The sequence below is a fragment of the Xenorhabdus sp. XBWT genome, from assembly GCF_059072735.1.
The window spans coordinates 3,185,154-3,207,796 of record NZ_CM180990.1; the positions used below are offsets into that span (position 1 = coordinate 3,185,154).

General features: G+C 44.8%; 18 protein-coding genes, 1 tRNA gene and 1 pseudogene. 14 read left to right on the top strand and 6 right to left on the bottom strand.

Going from position 1 to position 22,643, the window contains the following annotated elements; all coding sequences use genetic code 11:
• Positions 1–249 precede the first annotated feature (249 nt).
• The gene (gene hpaR, locus AC5JQI_RS13835; protein WP_237387867.1) at positions 250–696 is read right to left on the bottom strand and encodes a homoprotocatechuate degradation operon regulator HpaR; all 447 of its coding nucleotides are present in this window, start codon (positions 694–696) and stop codon (positions 250–252) included.
• 384 nt (positions 697–1,080) lie between these two features.
• On the opposite strand from hpaR, the gene AC5JQI_RS13840 reads away from it, so the two are divergent.
• The 14 genes and pseudogenes from AC5JQI_RS13840 to AC5JQI_RS13905 form a co-directional block, all read left to right on the top strand.
• A complete protein-coding gene (locus tag AC5JQI_RS13840; RefSeq protein ID WP_493912586.1) occupies positions 1,081–1,713 on the top strand; it encodes a fumarylacetoacetate hydrolase family protein in 633 nt (210 codons plus the stop codon).
• Positions 1,710–2,474 carry a fumarylacetoacetate hydrolase family protein gene (locus tag AC5JQI_RS13845; protein ID WP_493912587.1) on the top strand — a complete coding sequence of 255 codons (765 nt, stop codon included), beginning with the start codon at positions 1,710–1,712 and terminating at the stop codon, positions 2,472–2,474. Before AC5JQI_RS13840 ends, AC5JQI_RS13845 begins: the two co-directional genes overlap by 4 nt.
• Complete coding sequence (gene hpaE / locus AC5JQI_RS13850; protein ID WP_493912588.1) at positions 2,471–3,937, top strand: 5-carboxymethyl-2-hydroxymuconate semialdehyde dehydrogenase; 1,467 nt, start codon at positions 2,471–2,473, stop codon at positions 3,935–3,937. Before AC5JQI_RS13845 ends, hpaE begins: the two co-directional genes overlap by 4 nt.
• Positions 3,938–4,003: 66 nt before the next feature.
• Positions 4,004–4,855 (top strand): 3,4-dihydroxyphenylacetate 2,3-dioxygenase, encoded by an 852-nt coding sequence (gene hpaD / locus AC5JQI_RS13855; protein WP_493912589.1) that lies wholly within the window; start codon positions 4,004–4,006, stop codon positions 4,853–4,855.
• A gap of 67 nt (positions 4,856–4,922) precedes the next feature.
• Positions 4,923–5,312, top strand: a complete 390-nt coding sequence (locus AC5JQI_RS13860; RefSeq protein WP_493912590.1) for a 5-carboxymethyl-2-hydroxymuconate Delta-isomerase — start codon at positions 4,923–4,925, stop codon at positions 5,310–5,312.
• 98 nt (positions 5,313–5,410) lie between these two features.
• Positions 5,411–6,883: an NAD-dependent succinate-semialdehyde dehydrogenase gene (locus AC5JQI_RS13865; protein ID WP_493912591.1), complete on the top strand. Its 1,473-nt coding sequence runs from the start codon at positions 5,411–5,413 to the stop codon at positions 6,881–6,883.
• 6 nt (positions 6,884–6,889) lie between these two features.
• On the top strand, positions 6,890–7,693 hold the full coding sequence (gene hpaH / locus AC5JQI_RS13870) for a 2-oxo-hept-4-ene-1,7-dioate hydratase (RefSeq protein WP_493912592.1): 804 nt from the start codon (positions 6,890–6,892) through the stop codon (positions 7,691–7,693).
• Between the two features lie 34 nt (positions 7,694–7,727).
• Entirely contained in the window at positions 7,728–8,534 is an 807-nt protein-coding gene (gene hpaI, locus AC5JQI_RS13875; protein WP_493912593.1) for a 4-hydroxy-2-oxoheptanedioate aldolase, read from the top strand.
• A 159-nt stretch (positions 8,535–8,693) separates the two neighbouring features.
• The gene (gene hpaX, locus AC5JQI_RS13880) at positions 8,694–10,073 is read left to right on the top strand and encodes a 4-hydroxyphenylacetate permease (protein WP_493912594.1); all 1,380 of its coding nucleotides are present in this window, start codon (positions 8,694–8,696) and stop codon (positions 10,071–10,073) included.
• A gap of 51 nt (positions 10,074–10,124) precedes the next feature.
• A complete protein-coding gene (hpaA, locus tag AC5JQI_RS13885) occupies positions 10,125–11,018 on the top strand; it encodes a 4-hydroxyphenylacetate catabolism regulatory protein HpaA (protein ID WP_493912595.1) in 894 nt (297 codons plus the stop codon).
• Positions 11,019–11,425: 407 nt separating this feature from the next.
• Positions 11,426–12,988: a 4-hydroxyphenylacetate 3-monooxygenase, oxygenase component gene (gene hpaB, locus AC5JQI_RS13890; protein WP_493912596.1), complete on the top strand. Its 1,563-nt coding sequence runs from the start codon at positions 11,426–11,428 to the stop codon at positions 12,986–12,988.
• A 21-nt stretch (positions 12,989–13,009) separates the two neighbouring features.
• Positions 13,010–13,528: a 4-hydroxyphenylacetate 3-monooxygenase, reductase component gene (gene hpaC / locus AC5JQI_RS13895; protein ID WP_493912597.1), complete on the top strand. Its 519-nt coding sequence runs from the start codon at positions 13,010–13,012 to the stop codon at positions 13,526–13,528.
• Between the two features lie 533 nt (positions 13,529–14,061).
• Positions 14,062–15,528: a dipeptide/tripeptide permease DtpB gene (gene dtpB / locus AC5JQI_RS13900; RefSeq protein ID WP_493912598.1), complete on the top strand. Its 1,467-nt coding sequence runs from the start codon at positions 14,062–14,064 to the stop codon at positions 15,526–15,528.
• A 28-nt stretch (positions 15,529–15,556) separates the two neighbouring features.
• A pseudogene (locus AC5JQI_RS13905) lies at positions 15,557–15,649 on the top strand (IS5/IS1182 family transposase); the annotation flags it as partial.
• Between the two features lie 145 nt (positions 15,650–15,794).
• On the opposite strand, the gene fbaA reads toward AC5JQI_RS13905, so the two are convergent.
• From fbaA to AC5JQI_RS13930, 5 genes are all read right to left on the bottom strand, one after another.
• Positions 15,795–16,871, bottom strand: coding sequence for a class II fructose-bisphosphate aldolase (fbaA, locus tag AC5JQI_RS13910; protein WP_493912599.1), 1,077 nt, complete (start codon positions 16,869–16,871; stop codon positions 15,795–15,797).
• 59 nt (positions 16,872–16,930) lie between these two features.
• Entirely contained in the window at positions 16,931–18,097 is a 1,167-nt protein-coding gene (gene pgk, locus AC5JQI_RS13915) for a phosphoglycerate kinase (RefSeq protein WP_237387125.1), read from the bottom strand.
• Positions 18,098–18,186: 89 nt separating this feature from the next.
• On the bottom strand, positions 18,187–19,206 hold the full coding sequence (gene epd, locus AC5JQI_RS13920; RefSeq protein WP_493912600.1) for an erythrose-4-phosphate dehydrogenase: 1,020 nt from the start codon (positions 19,204–19,206) through the stop codon (positions 18,187–18,189).
• 287 nt (positions 19,207–19,493) lie between these two features.
• Complete coding sequence (tkt, locus tag AC5JQI_RS13925; protein ID WP_493912601.1) at positions 19,494–21,488, bottom strand: transketolase; 1,995 nt, start codon at positions 21,486–21,488, stop codon at positions 19,494–19,496.
• Between the two features lie 1,045 nt (positions 21,489–22,533).
• Positions 22,534–22,610: transfer RNA gene (locus AC5JQI_RS13930), tRNA-Asp, on the bottom strand.
• Positions 22,611–22,643: the final 33 nt, after the last annotated feature.

A 22,643-nucleotide genomic window follows, 5' to 3' on the forward strand; every position in this document is an offset into this window, starting at 1 on the left:
ATGCAATTAAGTATCCCCCTTAAACACAAAATCTCTCAGAATATCTATTTATAACCAATTTTAAATACTTTAATTTTTCTACTAATAATACTTTATTTATTTAGATTATTTTAAACCCCCAATTCTTATGCCGGAATAGAAAAACCGCCGAAATATACTGCATAATTACCATATGCAATTCATTACGGCGGTCTTTATACTACTATCGATTAATTGACTGGTTAATACATTAATAAAATCCTGAATTGACTACTCGTCTTCTTCACTTATATGTTCTTGAGAATGGTTTCCAATAGCAATAAATTCATCCAGTAATTCCAAGAATTGAGCCATTCTTTCTGGAGAAAAAGCTGCCTCAATCGTCTGATAACCCTCTTCAATCTCTCCTTTTGCCTGTTCGTAAAGCTCCTGGCCTCCCGGAGTCAAAGAAACATACAGCTTACGCTGGTCGTTCATCGGTTTCAGGCGAAAAATAAGACCATCACGTTCCATGCGCGTCAAAATACCCGTCAGGCTTGGGCGCAAAATACAAGTAAGACAAGCCAAATCATGAAAATCAATCGAACGGCTATTCGCAAGTACACGAATAATACGCCATTGCTGCTCAGTTAAATTATAACTCTTCAAAATAGGGCGAAAAAAACCCATTGCGGTTTCCCGCGCTTGAAGTAATGCAATAGTCAGGGATTCATGCATAAGTAAGGGTGACTCTTTAGTTAATTGTTAGTCATTCTCTATAAGTTTAACGCGCACGCTATTTATTATAGATAACATAAATATTAAAAAGACTAACACGCACATATTTATCCACAAAGGGAAAAGACTTCAATGTTAACAAATAAATAAAATTATCTCGTTAAAAAAAGTTAACATAAAGTTAAAATCAATATCAAATGACCCTAATTAAAATATAACAGGCTGATCTTTATGTGTTAAAAACAAGTGTAAATAGGGTGCTGTTACATAGATCACAATTAAAATTAACAATCAGATTAACATATTGAAGATTCCCGATATATAGTTTATTAATATATTAATAAGCTCTCTGATAAGCATCGTCCAGATTTAAAGGAGTTGTCAATGATAGGTACTGTTTTTGCCGTCGCCCTCAATCATCGTAGCCAGATAGATTTCTGGCAGGGGGAGTTTCAAGAAGCACCTTATAAAGCACCACCAGAAACTCCAATTTGGTTTATCAAACCCCGTAATACAGTGATCGGATCTGGTGATGTGATCCCTCATCCCATCGGGGAAACCGTACAAAGCGGCGCAACTCTGGCTTTGTTCATTGGGCAGACGTCACGCAACATTTCTGTACAGAATGCCAATCAGCACATTGCAGGTTACGCATTGGCAAATGAAATCAGCTTACCAGAAACCTCATTTTACCGTCCGGCCATTAAAGCAAAGTGTCGTGATGGTTTTTGTCCAATAGGTCAAATGATTAAATCAAGCACAGTGAAACCACTCGATATCGTGACAGAAATCAATGGTCAGGAAGTTGATCGCTGGTCAACCCAAGATCTTGTCCGTTCAGCACCGGAGTTACTGGCAGCATTGAGCGAATTCGCCACATTAAAAGCCGGAGATATTATTCTGCTGGGTACTCCCCACCAGCGCGTAACCCTCCAGCCTGCCGACAAAATTATAGTCAAGGCCGAAGGCTTCCCTAGCTTAGAAAATACTGTCGCATTGGCTGGAGGCCTGGTATGAAACACGCGAACATTCGTTATCAGGGCCAAGATCTGAGTGTCTCCGTTGATGAGTATGAAAATATTCTTTTGCCTGATGGAAATACAGTAAGCGGGAATGATGTTTTGTGGCTTCCTCCGGCTAACGGGACTCTGTTTGCATTGGGGCTAAATTATGCCGACCACGCAACAGAGCTGGAGTTTAAACCGCCGGAGGAACCTCTGGTATTTATCAAAGCTGCCAACAGCTTAACCGGGCACCGTCAGGTTTCCGTCCGTCCCGATAATGTGGAGTATATGCATTACGAAGCGGAATTGGTTGTTGTCATTGGCAAACCTGCCCACAAAGTCGCCAAAGAAAATGCCATGGACTATGTTGCAGGCTATACCGTTTGCAATGATTACGCCATCCGCGATTATCTGGAGAATTACTATCGTCCCAATCTGCGTGTAAAAAGTCGCGATACACTGACACCTATTGGTCCGTGGATCGTGGATAAAAACCACATCGCCGATCCCCATAATCTGATCTTGAAAACCTGGGTGAATGGTGAATTACGTCAACAGGGCACAACCGCTGATTTGATCTTCGATATTCCTTTCCTGATCGCCTATCTCAGTGATTTTATGACATTGCAGCCAGGAGACATGATCGCCACAGGTACGCCAAAAGGATTGTCCAATGTTGTTCCGGGTGATGAAGTTATCGTAGAAGTCGAAGGCGTGGGACGTCTGGTGAATCACATTGTCAGCCAGCAAGATTATGAGGGACGTTTATCATGAGTACGATTAATCATTGGATCAATGGTAAAAGCATTGGCAGTAAAACCTATTTCGAAACTACGAATCCCGCAACAGGTGAAGTACTGGCTGAAGTTGCTTCAGGAGGACAGGAAGAGATCGATCAGGCTGTTGCTGCCGCCAAAGACGCCTTTCCAAAGTGGGCAAATACACCAATGAATGAGCGCGCCCGCCTGATGCGCCGTTTGGGTGAATTAATTGACCAGAATGTTCCCGATATTTCTGCGATGGAAACCAAAGATACGGGTCTGCCCATCCACCAGACACAGAATGTGTTGATCCCACGGGCTTCGCAGAATTTCAATTTCTTCGCTGAAATTTGCCAGCAGATGAACGGGCGCACCTATCCTGTTGATGACAAGATGCTCAATTATACGCTGATCCAGCCTGTCGGGGTTTGTGCGCTTATCTCGCCGTGGAATGTGCCTTTCATGACAGCAACGTGGAAAGTCGCGCCTTGTCTGGCTCTGGGAAATACTGCTGTTTTGAAAATGTCTGAATTTTCCCCGCTCACGGCCAATCGGCTGGGAGAGCTTGCACTTGAAGCAGGTATTCCGGCAGGCGTGCTGAATGTGGTACAGGGTTATGGCAATACTGCCGGCGATGCGCTGGTGAAACACCATGATGTGCGCGCTATTTCTTTTACCGGTGGAACAGCAACCGGACGGCTAATTATGCAGAATGCCGGGCTGAAAAAATATTCAATGGAACTGGGAGGGAAGTCTCCTGTTCTTATCTTTGAAGATGCAGATATTGAACGTGCACTGGATGCCGCTCTGTTCACTATTTTCTCCCTCAATGGCGAGCGTTGTACGGCGGGTTCCCGTATTTTCATTCAGGAAAGCATCTATCCCGAATTCGTCAAACGCTTCGCTGAACGGGCCAATCGCCTGCGTGTCGGTGATCCCCAGGATCCGAATACTCAGGTTGGCAGCCTGATCAGCCAGCAACACTGGGAAAAAGTCTCCGGCTATATTCGCTTAGGAGTCGAAGAAGGTGCAACTCTGCTGGCAGGTGGCCCTGATAAACCCAGTGATCTTCCCGATCATCTGAAAAATGGCAATTTCCTGCGTCCAACTGTTTTAGCTGATGTCGATAACCGTATGCGTGTAGCGCAAGAAGAGATTTTCGGCCCTGTTGCCTGCTTGCTGCCGTTCAAAAGCGAAGAGGATGGGCTGCGCATGGCCAATGAAGTGGAGTACGGTCTGGCATCTTATATCTGGACACAAGATGTCAGCAAAGTGCTGCGTCTGGCTCGTAGCATTGAAGCGGGCATGGTGTTCGTCAATTCTCAGAATGTCCGCGACCTGCGTCAGCCATTCGGCGGCATAAAAGCCTCCGGTGTAGGGCGTGAAGGCGGGGAATACAGTTTCGACGTATTTGCAGAAGTGAAGAATGTCTGTATTTCAATGGGAGAACATTCAATTCCTCGTTGGGGCGTTTGAGCGGCAAATAAATCATAAATTTCAGCGTTGACCACGGATTACCATCCTGATATCGAGTGAGGATTTATGGGAAAGTTAGCGTTAGCAGCAAAGATTACACACGTGCCTTCAATGTACCTGTCCGAATTACCGGGCAAGCATCACGGTTGCCGACAAGGAGCCATTGACGGGCACAAAGAAATCAGCCGCCGTTGCCGTGAAATAGGGGTTGATACAATTATCGTATTTGACACTCACTGGCTGGTGAACAGCGCCTATCACATTAACTGTTCTGACCATTTTTCCGGTATCTATACCAGTAATGAACTGCCACACTTCATCCGTGATATGACCTACGAATTTGACGGAAATCCTGAGCTGGGCCGGATGATTGCGGAAGAAGCGCGCCAGATGGGTGTCAGAGCGCAGTCACACGAGATCCCGAGCCTGACACTGGAATATGGCACTCTGGTGCCGATGCGTTATATGAACAGCGACCGCCACTTCAAAGTGATTTCAATTTCTGCCTTTTGTACTGTCCATGCATTTGAAGACAGCCGTAAATTGGGAGAAGCCATTTTACGGGCGATTGAGAAATACGATGGCACCGTTGCCGTACTGGCAAGCGGCTCAATGTCACACAGTTTCATTGAGGATCAACGCGCCGAAACCGGCATGAACAGTTACACCCGCGAATTTGATGAACAGATGGATCGCCGGGTCGTGCAACTTTGGAAGGAAGGCAAATTTAAAGAGTTCTGCAAGATGTTGCCGGAATATGCGCAATATTGCCGCGGTGAAGGCAATATGCACGATACGGTGATGCTGCTTGGTCTGCTCGGCTGGGATAGTTATGACGGCAAAGTGGAATTCTTGACAGAACTGTTTGCCAGTTCAGGAACAGGGCAAGTTAATGCAGTTTTTCCATTGCCGAACTAAACAGCCAAGAAAATTTGCTGTTAATACACTTTCTATTTATTAACCACATATCTGGCAGGAGCAAACCGTGCCACATTTTTACGCTGAATGTACCGAAAATATCCGTGAAGCTGCCAATTTGCCGGAATTGTTTGCCAAGGTGAACCAAATGTTGGCAGATACGGGAATTTTCCCGCTGGGTGGCATTCGTAGCCGTGCTATTTGGTTAGATACGTGGCAAATGGCGGATGGTAAGCAAGATTACGCATTTGTTCACATGACTCTGAAAATTGGTGCAGGGCGCAGCCTTGAAGAGCGGCAAAAAGTCGGGGAGGGGCTGTTTGCCTTAATCAAAACCCATTTTGCCGATCTGGCGGCACAACGTTATTTGGGTCTCTCTTTCACGATGGAAGAACTCGATCCTGTGCTGAATTATAAATCCAATAACGTTCATAACCTGTTTAAAGTAAAAGAATAACGACAAAATCCCCGTCGTGCTGCAACTCGAAATCCATTGAGTATAAATGGCATAATTAAGCACACTAAGTTCACCTTTTGTTAAGTAAAGAGGAAATTATGACAGGTCACCTGGATACATCATTGCTGCGCCAACAGGCTTATATCAACGGTCAGTGGATTGATGCGGACAATAAAGCGACATTTAAAGTCACCAATCCTGCCAATGGGGAAGTGATTGTCAATGTCAGTGATATGAGCGTTACAGAGACACAATCTGCCATTGAAGCTGCCAAGAATGCACTCCCTGCATGGCAGGCACTGACTGCAAAGCAGCGCAGCCAAAAACTCAAGCAATGGTTCCATCTGATAATGGAAAGCCAAACTGACTTGGCTGAAATACTGAGCATGGAGCAAGGTAAATCCCATGCCGAAGCAATGGGTGAAATTGCTTACGGTGCCAGTTTTATCGAATGGTTTGCTGAAGAAGGTAAGCGCATTTACGGTGAAACAATCCCTTCTCCGATGCCGGGGCGTCGTCTTGCCACTATCAAACAGCCGATTGGCGTTGTTGCTGCGATTACACCGTGGAACTTTCCCAATGCGATGATCACCCGTAAAGTTGGCCCGGCACTGGCTGCTGGCTGTACTGTGGTACTGAAACCTGCGGCTGAAACGCCTCTCTCTGCCCTTGCACTAGCAGTTTTGTCAGAGCGGGCGGGTATTCCGGCAGGGGTTTTGAATATCGTGACAGGAATGGATGCCAAAGCCATTGGCGAAGTCCTGACCTCAAGCCCTATTGTGCGCAAACTCTCATTTACGGGTTCCACCCGTGTCGGAAAATTACTGATGGCACAAAGCGCCGACACGGTGAAAAAACTCTCTCTCGAATTGGGAGGCAATGCGCCATTTATCGTCTTTGATGATGCAGACCTTGATGCCGCTGTAGAGGGTGCATTGGCAGCAAAATTCCGTAACAGTGGGCAAACCTGCGTCTGTGCTAACCGTATTTTGGTACAAGAAGGCATTTACGATGCTTTTGCAGAACGTCTGGCACATGCAGTAAAACAACTTAATGTCGGGCCGGCTACTGACAGAACATCACAACAAGGTCCACTGATTAATCAGGCGGCAGTAGAAAAAGTACAGGCGCATATCAGCGATGCCGTTTCCAGTGGCGCACGCATTCTGGCTGGAGGTAAATCCCACGTTTTGGGTGGACTGTTCTTTGAACCAACGGTACTGGCAGATGTTACTGAATCCATGCAGGTCGCTCACGAAGAAACTTTCGGCCCATTGGCTCCCCTGTTTAAATTCCGGGGCGAAGATGAAGCTATCCGCATGGCCAACGATACAGAATTTGGTTTGGCTGCTTATTTTTATTCCCGCGATATTGGGCGGATTTACCGCGTGGCAGAAGCACTTGAGAGTGGCATGGTGGGTATCAATGAGGGCCTGATTTCTAACGAAACTGCACCATTTGGTGGTGTCAAGCAATCAGGATTGGGCCGTGAAGGTTCACGTTACGGTATCGAAGATTATCTGGAAGTGAAATACCTCTGTTTTGGAGGATTAGAAGCCAAAGGAGCTTAATACTCTATGCTACAGCAAGAAGTCGTATCACAGATTGCCCGCCGTTTACATCAGGCAGAAAAAGATCGTGAGCAGATCCGTCAAATCTCACTGGACTATCCAGAAATGACGATTGAGGACGCTTACGCCATTCAGCGCGAATGGGTAGATTTGAAAATCATGGAAGGCCGGACTCTCAAAGGACATAAAATTGGCCTGACTTCCAAGGCCATGCAAGCCAGTTCACAAATTGATGAACCGGATTACGGTGCCTTGCTGAACGATATGTTTTTTCAAGACGGCAGTGACATTCCCTGCGAACGTTTTATTGTGCCACGCATTGAGGTTGAACTGGCATTTGTGCTGGCCAAACCGTTGAGCGGCCCAAACTGTACGTTATTTGATGTTTATAACGCGACAGATTACGTTATTCCGGCACTGGAGCTGATTGATGCCCGCTGTCACAACATCGATCCTGTAACTCAGCGCCCGCGTAAGGTGTTCGATACGATTTCTGACAATGCCGCCAATGGCGGTGTCATCATGGGAGGGCGTCCGATCAGGCCGGATGAGCTGGATTTGCGCTGGGTCAGTGCCCTGCTCTATCGCAATGGTGTGATTGAAGAATCCGGCGTGGCAGCGGCAGTTCTCAATCACCCCGCCAATGGTGTGGCATGGCTTGCCAATAAACTGGCTCCACATGGTGTGCAACTGGAAACGGGCCAGATCATTCTTTCTGGCTCCTTTACCCGGCCTATTCCAGCCCGTAAAGGCGATACCTTTCATGTGGATTATGGTGTGTTAGGCTCAATTGGCTGTCATTTTGTTTAACGTTTCCTGTTTTAAGATCTTCAGAGGTGAAATCATGGATCAGCTAACAAATAGGTTTAAACAAGCCCTAAAAGCAGGGCATCCACAAATTGGATTGTGGCTTGGCTTATGCAGTGGATATAGCGCAGAAATTCTGGCAGGAACGGGATTCGATTGGTTGCTGATTGATGGTGAACATGCCCCCAATAATATTTCTACAATTCTTTCGCAATTACAGAGTATTGCCCCTTATTCCAGCCAGCCTGTTGTTCGTCCACCGTGGAATGATCTGGTGATCATCAAGCAATTATTGGATATCGGTGCTCAGACGCTATTGATTCCGATGATCCAGAATGCCGAGCAAGCGCGCCAAGCGGTTCAGGCTACTCGCTATCCACCTGCGGGTATCCGTGGTGTCGGCAGTGCGCTGGCACGGGCTTCGCGCTGGAACCGTATTCCTGGCTATCTTTCCCGTGCGGATGACGAAATATGTGTGCTGGTGCAGATAGAAACTCGTGATGCTCTGAGAAATATACCGGAAATAGCAGCTATCGAAGGTATCGACGGTATATTTATCGGCCCGGCAGATCTCAGTGCAGATATGGGACACATCAACAACCCGCAACATCCTGAAGTCAAAGCCGCGATTGAACAAGCCATTATGCAAATCAAAGCGTCAGGTAAGGCAGCTGGTATTTTGATGACTCATGTCGATACAGCTAAACATTATCTTGATCTCGGTGCTCTTTTCGTCGCCGTAGGCGTTGATACAACTTTACTGGCAGGCGCAGCCAACGCTCTGGCGGAACGTTTTAACAAAAATCAGGAAAAACAAAATATACCATCATCTAACGTTTATTAAACCTCCGGCCCTAACAAAGCTGTAATTTGAAAGATGATGGAGCTTGAAAGATGATAGAAATAGGCAGATGTTGATCACAGCATCTGCCATTGCAATTGAAGTTCCTGATAACAATTGGCTAAGAACAATTGACTAAGAACAATAAGAAAGGAAACGGCAATGAGCATTTCACCCCGCGCCACGCCAAAAGCAGATAGCTCTCTCCATCAACAGAAAAAGCTCACTACCCAACAACAAAACGTTATTAATAAATTACTTCGGCGTCTGATCCTTTTTCTCTTTGTTCTGTTCGTGTTCTCTTTTCTGGATCGCATCAATATTGGCTTTGCTGGTTTGACGATGGGAAAAGATCTGGGTCTGACATCCACAATGTTTGGGCTGGCAGCTACACTGTTTTACGCCACTTATGTCATTTTCGGCATTCCCAGTAATGTGATGTTGGGTATTATTGGTGCCCGCCGCTGGATTGCCACCATTATGGTGTTATGGGGAATTGCCTCTACCGCCACAATGTTTGCCACCGGCCCGACGAGCCTGTATATCCTGCGTATGCTGGTAGGCATTGCAGAAGCGGGTTTTTTACCGGGTATTTTAGTCTATCTGACTTATTGGTTTCCCGCCTACTATCGCGCCCGAGCCAATGCGCTGTTTATGATAGCCATGCCTGTAACAATGGCATTTGGATCACTGATTTCCGGCTATATTCTGGAAATGGACGGCATCTGGAATCTGCGTGGCTGGCAGTGGTTATTTTTGCTGGAAGGTTTTCCTTCTGTTTTGCTTGGTGTTGTTGTCTGGTTTTATCTGGATGATTCACCAGAAAAAGCCAAATGGCTCACCCGTGAAGATAAACAATGCCTTCAAGAGATGATAGAGAACGATAAGCTTTCACCGGAAAAATCCAATGAACATCCCCCGCCAGACCCCCAAAAAGGAAACATAAGCTTATGGCGTGAGATTTTTACTCCGATTGTCCTGATGTATACCTTCGCTTACTTCTGCCTGACCAATACCCTGAGCGCCATTAATATCTGGACGCCGCAAATCATGCAGAGTTTCAATCAAAGCAGCAGCCATGTAGTCATCGGCGTTCTGACAGCGATTCCACAATTTTGCACAATCTTGGGCATGATTTACTGGAGCCGCCGTTCAGACCGCCTGCAAGAACGCAAAATGCACACCGCCCTGCCCTTCCTGTTCGCTGCGGCTGGCTGGCTTTTAACGTCATTGACAGAGAACAGCATGGTGCAATTGTTGGGGATTGTCATGGCCTCAACCGGCTCGTTCACCGCCATGGCAGTGTTCTGGACAACGCCGGATCAATCAATCAGCTTACGTGCCAGAGCTATTGGGATCGCAGTGATCAACGCGACCGGTAATGTGGGCTCAGCGGTAAGCCCGCTATTGATCGGCTGGCTGAAAGATCAAACCGGCAGTTTCAACGCAGGGCTGTATTTTGTCGCAGGATTACTGCTTCTCGGTGCTCTCATTGTTTTCATGATCCCAATGAAACCTTCAAGTTCACGAATCACCACATGAATAACGCATAAAATATTTTAATAAGCCGCAAAATAGGGGAGAGAAAAAGCAATGTCTGCATCTAATTTGACCAAACCCATCATTACCAATATTGATATCAGCAAGGATTATGATGAAACACAGGGATCAGATGATGTTCACTATCAAACTTTTGGTCGCATGGCTGCATTTTTTGGTCGTGATATGCAGGCGCATCGTCATGATAGTTTTTTCCAACTGCATTATCTGGTGACAGGACGGATTGAACTGCAATTGGAAGAACAACGTTATTCTGTACAAGCTCCACTGTTTATCCTGACTCCGCCTTCTGTCCCCCATGCCTTTTTTACTCAGGAAGATACTGACGGTTATGTACTGACCGTCCGTCAGGAATTGATCACCCCGTTGCTTAGTTCGCTTTATCCCACTCATCGGGAGGTGGTGGATATTCCAGCTATCTGTCTTTCTGTTGCAGATAAATACGATGAATTGGAAACATTCAACCATTATTGGGCACTGATAGGACGTGAATCTGCCAATCAATTTGCTGGGCGAGAACAATCGTTGGCATTTCTGGCTCAATCTCTGTTTACCTTTCTGCTACGCAGTATTTCCCTTGATGATCACCGCCCTAGTGGTGTTAGAGGAGAATTAAAACTGTTTCAGCGCTTTAACCAGTTGGTGGATCATTATTATCATGAGCATATTGCCGTACCGGAATATGCGGAAAAGCTGGGGATTACAGAATCACGTCTGAAAGATATGTGTCGCCGATTTGCCAATCGCCCACCCAAGAGGTTAATCTTTGATCGACAATTGCGGGAGGCAAAACGGCTATTGCTGTTTAGTGATAGTCCGGTGTTTGAAATAGCCTATCAACTCGGATTCAAAGACCCTGCTTACTTTGCCCGATTTTTTAATCGATTGGTGGGATGTTCACCGAGTGCCTGGAGGGAAAAAAATTGATAAAGCCTATTAAGTACAAAACTATAACGCGAATACTCATTTTCAAGGAGCTTTAGTTTTAGAATATCTTTATGAGTAATTTACAGGAACCCCAACTCATTTACTTCGTTCATTACGGTGTTGCATTTAATATGTGAATCCAAGCATTACCATTATAAAAACAATTAAGCTGATACATTAATTATAACGTTACAGATTCTTTATCTTCAAAACACCAAGACGATCACATTTATACCATAATCTATCGATTTCCAACGAAAAGTACCCACAAATCCTCCTAAAGTCTCTTCAATAAAAGACCTTTAACCGCTTCAATCAACCAAGACAAATTAAACATAAATTTAACATTTATTCCCCATATAAACAACAAGGTCAAATAAGGGAATTGTGCCAATAATGAGGTAGCCATGAGACTTGAAGATTTTCGTGCCGATCATAAACGTCCGTTTACTAGCGAAGAATATCTGAATTCCCTTCAGGATAACCGTGAAATTTATATTTACGGGGAACGTGTTAAGGATGTGACAACACATCCGGCTTTCCGTAATGCGGCTGCCTCTATTGGACAGTTATATGATGCCCTGCACTCCCCCGAAACCCATGATGCTCTGTGTTGGAATACCGATACCGGAACTGGAGGCTATACACACAAATTTTTCCGTTTTGCCACCAGCTCTGATGATATCCGCCAACAACGCGATGCCATTGCTGAATGGTCACGTCTGAATTATGGCTGGATGGGACGCTCACCCGATTATAAAGCCGCGTTTTGCTGTTCATTAGGTGCTTACCCTGAATATTATGGGCCATTCGCTGATAACGCCCGTCTCTGGTATAAACGCATTCAGGAAAGTTGCATCTATTTTAACCATGCGATTGTGAACCCGCCGATTGATCGCCATAAACCCGCGGATCAGGTCAAAGATGTTTTTATCCAGATAGAAAAAGAAACGGATGCCGGAATTATCGTCAGTGGTGCTAAAGTTGTCGCAACCAATTCTGCACTGACTCACTATAATTTTATCGGTTTTGGTTCTGCGCAGGTTATCGGGGATAACCCTGATTTTGCCCTGATGTTTGTTGCGCCAATGGATGCCGATGGTGTGAAATTAATCTCTCGTGCCTCTTATGAATTAGTGGCTGGCGCAACAGGTACGCCGTTTGATTATCCTCTCTCCAGCCGGTTTGATGAAAATGACGCGATTTTAGTCATGGATAAGGTATTAATTCCGTGGGAAAACGTGTTAATTTATCGCGATTTTGATCGTGCCCGTAATTGGGCGGTACAAAGTGGATTTGCCCGCCTGTTTCCCATTCAGGCCTGTGTGCGTTTTGCTGTGAAACTGGATTTCATCACTGCACTTCTGCAAAAGAGCCTTGAATGCACAGGTGTGGTGGATTTTCGTGGTGTTCAGGCCGATTTGGGTGAAGTCGTTGCATGGCGAAATCTGTTCTGGTCACTGACAGATGCTATGTGGGCAGAAGCGAAACCATGGGAAAATGGTGCTTATCTGCCAGATACCCAGGCAATTCAAACTTATCGCGTAATGGCCCCAATGGCCTATACCAAAATCAAGAATATTATTGAAAGCAATGTCACCAGTGGTTTGATTTATTTACCATCCAGCGTACGTGATATAAATAATCCTGAAATCAATAAGTATCTTGAAAAATATGTTCGTGGCTCGAATGGAATTGATCATGTAGAACGAATTAAAATTTTGAAATTAATGTGGGATGCCATTGGCAGTGAATTCGGCGGTCGTCATGAATTATACGAAATCAATTATGCTGGTAGCCAAGATGAAATTCGCCTGCAATGTCTGCGTCATGCCTATGGTTCCGGCAACATGAATAAAATGATGGAATTGGTAGATCGCTGCCTCTCTGATTATGATTTGAATGGTTGGACCAAACCCCATTTACACAATAATTGTGATATTAACCTGCTAGATAAGCTACTGAAATAAATCGGTAGCAGGAGGCCTATTATGTCTATAGAAAATGAACATCGTCTGCGTTTCAGGGATGCGATGGCAAGCCTTTCCGCTGCGGTGAATATCATCACCACTGATGGTCCCGCCGGACGCCGGGGAATAACTGCGACAGCGGTATGCTCTGTAACTGATACACCTCCAACTCTGATGGTATGTATTAATCGCAATAGCACCATGAATCCTGCACTTCAGGAAAATGGGCATATGTGTGTCAATATCCTGAATCATGAACAGGAGTTGATAGCGCGTCACTTCGCAGGCATGACCAAAATTAGTATGGAAGAACGCTTTAATTGGGACATTTGGCAAACCGGTATGCTGGGGCAACCCCTGCTAAAAGAAACACTCGCCAATTTGGAAGGAAGTATTGAGAAAATACAGGAAGTCGGAACTCACTATGTATATCTAATCGAGATAAAGCAAATTATTGTGCGTCAAGAAGGCCATGGATTACTCTACTTTAAACGTGATTTTCATCCTGTGATGGATAAAAGTATGGAGGCAGTTGTTTAAGTTAAACAACACCATATTTGAAACAGTATTGCACTCAACATAATCTCTCTCAAAACTCATTCCTGTAGTTTCTGAATATGAAGGTTCTTTCTCCAAGAGCCTTCATAAAAAACCCCGATTTCAATTTCAAAATTAGAAAAATAGCCAATATATAATAAAAATTTAATATATATATTAGTAATTCATATCTGTACTATCGTACTTTCATCTGTCATTTTTTCGATAATTAATAAACAACAAAGGTCAAATCACACTCACATTGATTCATTTACGAACACATAAGCTCCATATTAATAATTTTTAATAGTAATTTAGTGAATATTCTGCCAGATCTGGCATTACTCTTTTACGTTAGTGTGATCTACCGTTGAGAAGATATCATATCAGTATATTAACCTCCCCTCTTCACGATCACCCTGAATAAATAAACGAAATCACAACCCGTGCGATACATTACGTTACAAATATGTTAACGGCAGTATAATAATCTGGATGTATTGCCCATGGAATGGTAGCTAACAGAGGCATTCACTATGAGTAAAACCACCCCGGTCGGTTTATGGGATCAACCGAAGCCCTTTTTCATGATCTTTTTTGTGGAACTATGGGAACGATTTGGTTACTACGGCGTTCAAGGAATTCTTGCCGTATACTTCGTCCAACAACTCGGATTTTCCGAAGCACAAGCGTTTATTACCTTTGGTGCATTTACTGCACTGGTTTACGGCCTGATTTCTCTTGGTGGTTATGTTGGCGATCACATACTCGGGACTAAACGAACCATCGTTTTGGGCGCGATTATCATGGCAATCGGCTATTTTATGATTGGCCTGTCTATCATGAAGCCAGAACTGATTTTTTATGCATTGGGTACGGTTGCCGTCGGTAACGGTCTTTTCAAGGCCAATCCTGCCAGCCTGCTGGCTAAATGTTACCAACCACAAGATCCTCGTCTGGATGGCGCATTTACACTGTTTTATATGTCGATCAATATCGGTTCCCTGGTATCCCTTTCCCTCGCCCCTGTGATTGCTGAAAAATATGGCTATACCGTCACTTACAATATCTGCGGTATCGGCCTGATTATCGCTCTGCTGGTGTATTTCGCCTGCCGCCGTATAGTCCATAACGTCGGCTCGAAGCCAGATCATCAGCCGCTCAAACCACTCAACTTGCTGGTCGTTCTGGTGGGTAGTGTAGCCACGATTGGCGCTTGCGCATGGCTATTGCACAACATCGAAATTGCCAATCTTGCCTTGTTCGCCATTACTACTATTGTAATAATTATTTTCTTCTGGCAAGCGTTCAAGCAGAATAAAGTAAGCCGTAATAAAATGTTTGTGGCTTTTATTCTGATGCTTCAGGCGGTTGTATTCTTCATCCTGTATAACCAAATGCCCACTTCTCTTAATTTCTTCGCCATCAATAACGTTCATCACCAGATCCTTGGTTTTAATATCAATCCCATCAGTTTCCAGGCATTAAATCCATTTTGGATCATCATCATCAGTCCAATACTGGCCGTGGTATACACCAAGCTAGGTACCAAAAGCAAAGATTTTTCGATGCCAACAAAATTTACCTTCGGTATGTTCCTATGTTCTCTGGGCTTTCTGACAGCCGCCGCTTCGGGTTTGTTTGCTGATGCCCAAGGCATTACTTCCCCGTGGTTTATCGTGCTGGTGTATCTGTTCCAGAGCGTGGGAGAATTGATGATTAGCGCCTTAGGTCTGGCAATGGTGGCGGCATTTGTTCCCAGTTATCTGACTGGCTTTATTCTGGGGATGTGGTTCCTGTCACAAGCGGTGGCATCAATGTTAGCAAGCCATGTGGCGGCATTGACTGCTACACCAATCGGCGTAACTGATCCCCTGCAAACCCTGCCAATTTATATGGGTGTGTTTGGTAAAATCGGGGTCGTCACACTGATTATCGCCATGATTATGGCCTTTATGGTGCCATGGCTGAACCGTATTATGAAAGAGGAAATGAAGGCATAATTGACCTAATTCTGCTTGCCTGAACACATTAGCAACAAGATACGATAAATTAGAGCGAAATTATGCCAGTATGATAGCACTGGCATTTATCATTGTCTGGCTACCCATGTGGGTTGATTGATTTATGAACACAGAACATCAACAGGCCCTAGTAAAAAGAGGAATTAGCCCGCAAATTTATTGACCTGATTAAGCCCCAGATCAGATTGCACTCCATAACGGAGTGCAATCTAAGAATCTGCTATCTACGCAATTAATTATCGCAATTACAGCACATCAACCGCATTCAGTTCTTTAAAAGCCTGCTCCAGACGAACAATCATGGAGGATTGACCAGCACGCAGCCAAACACGTGGATCATAATATTTCTTATTAGGCTTATCCGCGCCTTCTGGGTTACCCAGTTGGCCTTGCAGGTAGCCTTCATTCTTTTTGTAGTAGTTCAGAATACCTTCCCAAGCCGCCCACTGGGTATCGGTATCGATATTCATTTTAACTACGCCGTAACTAACTGCTTCCTGAATTTCTTCTGCGGTAGACCCGGAACCACCGTGGAAAACAAAGTCCAGGCTGTTGTGCGGCAGGTTGAATTTCTCAGAAACGTAGTCCTGTGAATTACGCAGAATTTTTGGCGTCAGTTTAACGTTACCCGGTTTGTATACACCGTGAACATTACCGAAAGACGCCGCGATGGTGAAACGTGGGCTGATCGCGTTCAGTTTTTCATATGCATAAGCCACATCTTCTGGCTGAGTATACAGGGAAGAACTGTCCAGATGGCTGTTATCAACGCCGTCTTCTTCACCACCAGTACAACCCAGTTCTATTTCCAGAGTCATGTCGAGTTTTGCCATGCGTGCAAGATATTGGCTGCAAATCTCAATGTTTTCTTCCAGAGATTCCTCTGACAGGTCAATCATGTGGGAAGAGAACAGTGGCTTGCCGGTTTGCGCGTAGTATTTTTCACCTGCATTCAGAAGGCCGTCTATCCATGGCAATAGTTTGCGTGCGCAGTGGTCAGTATGCAGGATCACAGGAACTCCGTAATGTTCTGCCATCTGATGAACGTGGTGGGCGCCAGAAATAGCACCGATAATCGCTGCCTGCTGGCCTTCTGCTTTCAAGCCCTTACCAGCAACGAAAGATGCACCGCCGTTAGAAAACTGGATAATAACCGGAGCACGTACTTTTGCCGCCGTTTCCAACACTGCGTTGATGGAATCAGTACCGACGCAGTTAACCGCTGGTAACGCGAAGTTGTTTTCTTTAGCGACAGCAAAGACTTTTTGAACATCATCACCAGTGATGACACCCGGTTTTACGAAATCAAAAATTTTAGACATGTTACGTGGTCCTGTATTGACATTGAACAGGCAGTCAATGCTGCCTGTTATCACAAAACTTAATTACTGTTAGCACGTTCTTCCAGCATCACAACGGCTGGCAGTTTTTTACCTTCAACGAACTCAAGGAAAGCACCACCACCGGTAGAGATATAAGAGATCTTGTCAGCAATTTCGAACAAGTCGATTGCCGCTAAGGTATCACCACCACCTGCGATAGAGAAAGCATCACTTTCAGCAATCGCGCGGGCAACAATTTCGGTTCCTTTACGGAAGTTAGGGAATTCAAAAACACCCACTGGCCCATTCCACAGAATGGTTTTTGCGTGTTTCAGGATTTCAGCCAGACGCTCAGCAGAAGCATCACCCAAATCAAGGATCTGCTCTTCATCTTTAATTTCGCTGGTGGATTTCAGCGTTGCTTCCGCAGTTTCAGAAAATTCAGTCGCAACACGAACATCAGTCGGAACCGGGATATCACAACTTTCCAGCAATTTTTTCGCTTCTGGAATCAAATCGTCTTCGTACAAGGAGCGACCAACATTATGCCCTTCTGCCGCAACAAAAGTATTGGCAATCCCACCCCCGACGATAAGCTGATCGGCAATTTTGGACAGTGAATCAAGAACTGTCAGTTTAGTTGAGACTTTAGAACCGCCGACAATCGCCACCATTGGACGAGCCGGGTTGCGCAACGCTTTACCCAGAGCTTCCAGTTCACCTGACAGTAGCGGACCCGCACACGCAATTGTTGCAAATTTGGCAACGCCATGAGTTGATGCCTGAGCACGGTGTGCTGTACCAAAAGCATCCATTACATACACATCACACAGTGCTGCATATTGCTTCGATAACGTTTCATCGTCTTTTTTCTCACCTTTGTTGAAGCGGACATTCTCCAGTACAACTAACTCGCCTTCCGCCACTTCAACACCATCCAGATAGTTTTTTTCCAGACGAACAGGAGAAGACAGTTTTCCTTTCAGGTAATCAACGACAGGTTTCAATGAGAACTCTTCGTTGTATTCTCCCTCAGTCGGGCGCCCCAGGTGAGAAGTAACCATGACTTTGGCTCCCTGATTCAACGCGGCCTCGATCGTCGGCAAAGACGCACGGATACGTGCATCAGAGGTAACTTTGCCATCTTTTACAGGCACATTCAGATCAGCACGGATTAATACACGTTTACCCGCCAGATCTAAATCAGTCATCTTAATTACAGACATGGTGAATCCTCTCATTGATTCTCTATAAAATTACTCAATCTTCTGCTGTGTGCTGTTTGTCAATGCGTTCAATACAACACAACAGATGATTATTTAAAACCAGTTGCAGCCATTGCCAACGTTGTATCAAGCATCCGGTTGGCAAAGCCCCACTCATTATCACACCACACGAGAGTTTTGATCAGATGGTGTCCGCTGACCCTCGTTTGTGTGCCATCCACAATGGCACTGTGGGGATCGTGGTTAAAATCCGTAGAAACTAACGGCAAATCAGTATAATCCACTATACCACGAAACTCTCTGGTCGCTGATTTTTGCAGGAGTTGGTTCACATCTTCAACATCCACTGCGGCGTGAACTGTTACGCTTAAATCAATCGCGGTCACATTGATGGTGGGCACCCGCACAGAAATTGCTTCAAACCGATCACTGAATTTGGGGAAGATACGAGTGATCCCCGCCGCCAGTTTTGTATCGACAGGAATAATAGATTGACTAGCTGCCCGGGTTCGGCGCAAATCAGGGTGATAAGCATCAATCACCGGCTGATCATTCATAGATGCATGAATGGTTGTCACCGTACCAGATTCAATATTGAATTCATCATCCAATACTTTGATGATTGGAATGATACAGTTTGTCGTACAGGAGGCATTGGAAACAATTCGATCTTCTGCAACTAATGAATGGTGGTTGACACCATATACCACCGTTGCATCCAGATTATTTCCTCCCGGATGCGCAAACAGAACTTTTTTGGCGCCACTTGCAATATGGGATTCCCCATCCACCCGTTCACCATACTTGCCCGTACAATCAAGTACGATATCAATACCCAGCTCTTTCCACGGTAAAGCTGAGATATCCGGCTGATGAAACAGCCGGATACTGTCATCTCCTACTTGCAATAAATCATTATTCAGGCGTATATCCCATGCAAAACGCCCATGACTGGAATCGTATTTCAATAAGTGAGCAACACCTTCCGAATCTGCCAGCTCATTGATAGCGATAACCGAAATTTCAGCCCGACGCCCGGATTCGTAGAGAGCACGCAAGATACTCCGCCCTATTCTGCCAAACCCGTTAATCGCAACCCTGATTGTCATGTTACTCCCTGAATTTCTCTGTTGTCATGCAACCGCTTAGGATAACTGAGCAACTGCGCCTTGTACGGATGATTCATCACAAAATTAGTTAGACTGTGACGGACAAGACATTTTACACATCGATTTATATACTTGACTGAAACGGTTCAGCTAATAAAAGAGCAGATTACGAGAAAAAAAGCGTGATGGCAAGCACCATCAATCACATCATGAAGTAAAAATTGAATAAAAAAAGAGCGCATTCACACAAAATTTGATGCGAATGCGCTTACTGTCTCGTTTGCTAATTATTTAAGCAGGGATGTCGCTTTGGCTACTACGTTTTCAACGGTAAAACCAAACTCTTTAAACAGGGCATCAGCAGGGGCAGATTCACCGAAGGTATTCATGCCGACGATAGCACCGTTAATACCAACATATTTGTACCAGTAGTCAGCAATACCCGCTTCTACAGCGACACGGGCAGACACTGCGGCCGGCAGCACCGCTTCACGGTATGCCGCATCTTGCTTGTCGAAAGCATCTGTGGATGGCATGGATACCACGCGAACCTGACGACCTTCTGCACTTAATTGCTCAGCCGCTTTCACTGCCAGTTCAACTTCAGAGCCAGTCGAGATCAGAATCAATTCAGGCTGACCCGCGCAATCTTTCAGGATATAAGCACCTTTCTCAATATTCGCCAATTGTTCAGCAGTACGCGCCTGCTGTGCCAGATTTTGACGGGAGAAGATCAGAGCAGTCGGGCCATCTTTGCGCTCAATTGCATATTTCCACGCAATTGCAGATTCAACCTGATCACATGGACGCCATGTGCTCATATTCGGGGTTACACGCAGGCTAGCGATTTGCTCAACTGGCTGGTGAGTCGGGCCATCTTCACCCAAGCCGATAGAATCGTGGGTATATACGAAGATGCTGCGAATTTTCATCAACGCCGCCATGCGTACAGCATTACGGGCATATTCGACAAACATCAGGAATGTTGCGCCATAAGGCACAAAACCGCCATGTAGGGCAATACCATTCATGATGGCAGACATACCGAATTCACGTACACCGTAGTGGATGTAATTACCATCCTGAACTTCATTCAAAGGTTTGGAACCAGACCACATGGTCAGGTTACTTGGTGCTAAATCAGCGGAACCACCCATAAATTCTGGCAGAATTTTACCAAAGGCTTCCAGCGCATTTTGTGATGCCTTACGACTGGCAATGGAAGCAGGATTCTGTTGCAGGTTCTCAATGAATGCGTTAGCTTCTGCTTCCCAATTTTCTGGCAGTTCACCACTGACACGGCGGGTAAACTCTGCTGCCAGCTCTGGATGTGCTTTTGCGTAAGCTGCAAATTTTTCGTCCCAGACGGCTTCTTTGGCTTTACCTGCATCTTGTGCATTCCAACCAGCGTAAATATCCTGAGGAATTTCGAATGCAGGATGCTCCCAGCCCAGCGCCTTACGGGTGGCTTCGATTTCTGCATCGCCCAATGGGGCACCGTGGCACTCTTCTTTACCTGCTTTGTTTGGTGAACCAAAACCGATAATGGTTTTACACATCAACAGAGATGGTTTACCGGTCTCTTTGCGTGCTGATTCAATGGCTGCTGCAATAGCGGCTGAATCATGTCCGTCGATACCACGGATAACATGCCAGCCATAGGCTTCAAAGCGTGCTGCGGTATCATCAGTGAACCAACCTTCTACTTCACCATCAATAGAAATACCGTTGTCATCATAGAAAGCGACCAGTTTGCCCAGTTTCAGAGTACCTGCCAAAGAGCACACTTCGTGGGAGATACCTTCCATCATGCAGCCGTCACCCATAAATACATAAGTATAGTGATCGACAATGTCATGACCAGAACGGTTAAACTGTGCTGCCAGCGTCCGTTCTGCAATCGCAAAGCCTACTGCGTTGGCGATACCTTGCCCCAGTGGGCCGGTAGTCGTTTCAACGCCTGAAGTATAGCCATATTCTGGATGGCCCGGAGTTTTGGAATGCAGTTGACGGAAATTCTTTAAATCGTCGATGGAAACATCATAACCCGTCAGGTGCAGTAAGCTATAAATCAGCATAGAACCGTGGCCGTTGGATAACACAAAGCGATCACGATCAGCCCAATTAGGGTTAGTAGGGTTATGATTAAGATAGTCGCGCCACAGCACTTCAGCAATGTCAGCCATTCCCATCGGTGCACCAGGATGCCCTGATTTTGCTTTCTGCACAGCATCCATGCTCAAAAAACGGACAGCATTAGCAAGGGTTTTACGAGTGGTCATTCTTTACTCCAAGTCGGATAAAAGCGTTAGTGAACTAAGAACTAATTTTCGCAGTGCAGCATACAAACCGCAATCATTAATGCCAGATAATGAAAACTATCTTAATTTCCAATTTGCATCAATTCTTTGATTTACCCCGTTGTTTTGCCGAGTTTTCAGGCTGACACAGACAACCGGAGGCGACATTGCGCAAATAAGGAAATAATTTCCCCTGATATTTGCGCAATAGAAAACCACGTATTAAACACGATACTCAATAGTTTAATCAAGGCTAAAAACGCAAGTGTTTCTGCCATATTAGAATCATGATCTGAACACGCGAACGACCTCTAACTTAAAAAAGTTACCGATTTCAAGAACGGTAACTTTCATCATCAAAACAAACAAAATTCACTTGTAATGTATTTTGATTACTAGACAAACTAGAATGAATAATATCCAGAACGATTTCAGCCGCCAGTTTTTTGGAAAATAGTAAAGATATTTATTCAGGAAGAAATAATATCTTTAACGGACTATATATTCCCTGCCATTCAATTATATTTCTATTAAAAATATTTTCTCGATATTTATTCATATATATTATCAGAACGGTCATTTACCTTAATTGGAATTAAATATGACAAAATTAAATATTATAGCCACTCCAAGATCGACACAAACCATCATGCTACTAATATATGCCAATGTGGAAAAACTGATGGTACACACTGCTTACCGCCAGCTCGGAATAGATAATATATTAATGAAATAACTCGATAGGTTGGCAGCGCTGTATCGAAAATGTGATTTTATTGAGGCTGGGAATATTCCAAATTTCGCCATTAATTTCAATGGGAAATTTTCAGGAACAACGTATTTTTATAAATTGATTTGAGATTGTATTCACGTATTCAAGATATTGCTCTTTACGTACCATTATGATTTTTTTTGATAAATATGAAAAACGTGGCAGGATGGTCAAAACTTTTGAGGATTATAATAAACTATTTTATTGACCTGAAATTAAAAATCCCCGAGTTAAAAACTCAGGGATTCTAAATTCTGGCGGTGCGGACGGGACTCGAACCCGCGACCCCCGGCGTGACAGGCCGGTATTCTAACCAACTGAACTACCGCACCGCATGGCGTTCTGGTTAAGAACGGAATGAATGA

Coding starts and splice junctions, on each gene's coding strand:
- hpaR (WP_237387867.1), bottom strand. CDS start 696: ATGCATGAATCCCTGACTATTGCATTACTTCAAGCGCGGGAAACCGCA.
- epd (WP_493912600.1), bottom strand. CDS start 19,206: ATGACAATCAGGGTTGCGATTAACGGGTTTGGCAGAATAGGGCGGAGT.
- hpaX (WP_493912594.1), top strand. CDS start 8,694: ATGAGCATTTCACCCCGCGCCACGCCAAAAGCAGATAGCTCTCTCCAT.
- hpaI (WP_493912593.1), top strand. CDS start 7,728: ATGGATCAGCTAACAAATAGGTTTAAACAAGCCCTAAAAGCAGGGCAT.
- dtpB (WP_493912598.1), top strand. CDS start 14,062: ATGAGTAAAACCACCCCGGTCGGTTTATGGGATCAACCGAAGCCCTTT.
- AC5JQI_RS13840 (WP_493912586.1), top strand. CDS start 1,081: ATGATAGGTACTGTTTTTGCCGTCGCCCTCAATCATCGTAGCCAGATA.
- hpaH (WP_493912592.1), top strand. CDS start 6,890: ATGCTACAGCAAGAAGTCGTATCACAGATTGCCCGCCGTTTACATCAG.
- hpaE (WP_493912588.1), top strand. CDS start 2,471: ATGAGTACGATTAATCATTGGATCAATGGTAAAAGCATTGGCAGTAAA.
- hpaC (WP_493912597.1), top strand. CDS start 13,010: ATGTCTATAGAAAATGAACATCGTCTGCGTTTCAGGGATGCGATGGCA.
- hpaA (WP_493912595.1), top strand. CDS start 10,125: ATGTCTGCATCTAATTTGACCAAACCCATCATTACCAATATTGATATC.
- AC5JQI_RS13845 (WP_493912587.1), top strand. CDS start 1,710: ATGAAACACGCGAACATTCGTTATCAGGGCCAAGATCTGAGTGTCTCC.
- fbaA (WP_493912599.1), bottom strand. CDS start 16,871: ATGTCTAAAATTTTTGATTTCGTAAAACCGGGTGTCATCACTGGTGAT.
- pgk (WP_237387125.1), bottom strand. CDS start 18,097: ATGTCTGTAATTAAGATGACTGATTTAGATCTGGCGGGTAAACGTGTA.
- AC5JQI_RS13865 (WP_493912591.1), top strand. CDS start 5,411: ATGACAGGTCACCTGGATACATCATTGCTGCGCCAACAGGCTTATATC.
- tkt (WP_493912601.1), bottom strand. CDS start 21,488: ATGACCACTCGTAAAACCCTTGCTAATGCTGTCCGTTTTTTGAGCATG.
- hpaD (WP_493912589.1), top strand. CDS start 4,004: ATGGGAAAGTTAGCGTTAGCAGCAAAGATTACACACGTGCCTTCAATG.
- hpaB (WP_493912596.1), top strand. CDS start 11,426: ATGAGACTTGAAGATTTTCGTGCCGATCATAAACGTCCGTTTACTAGC.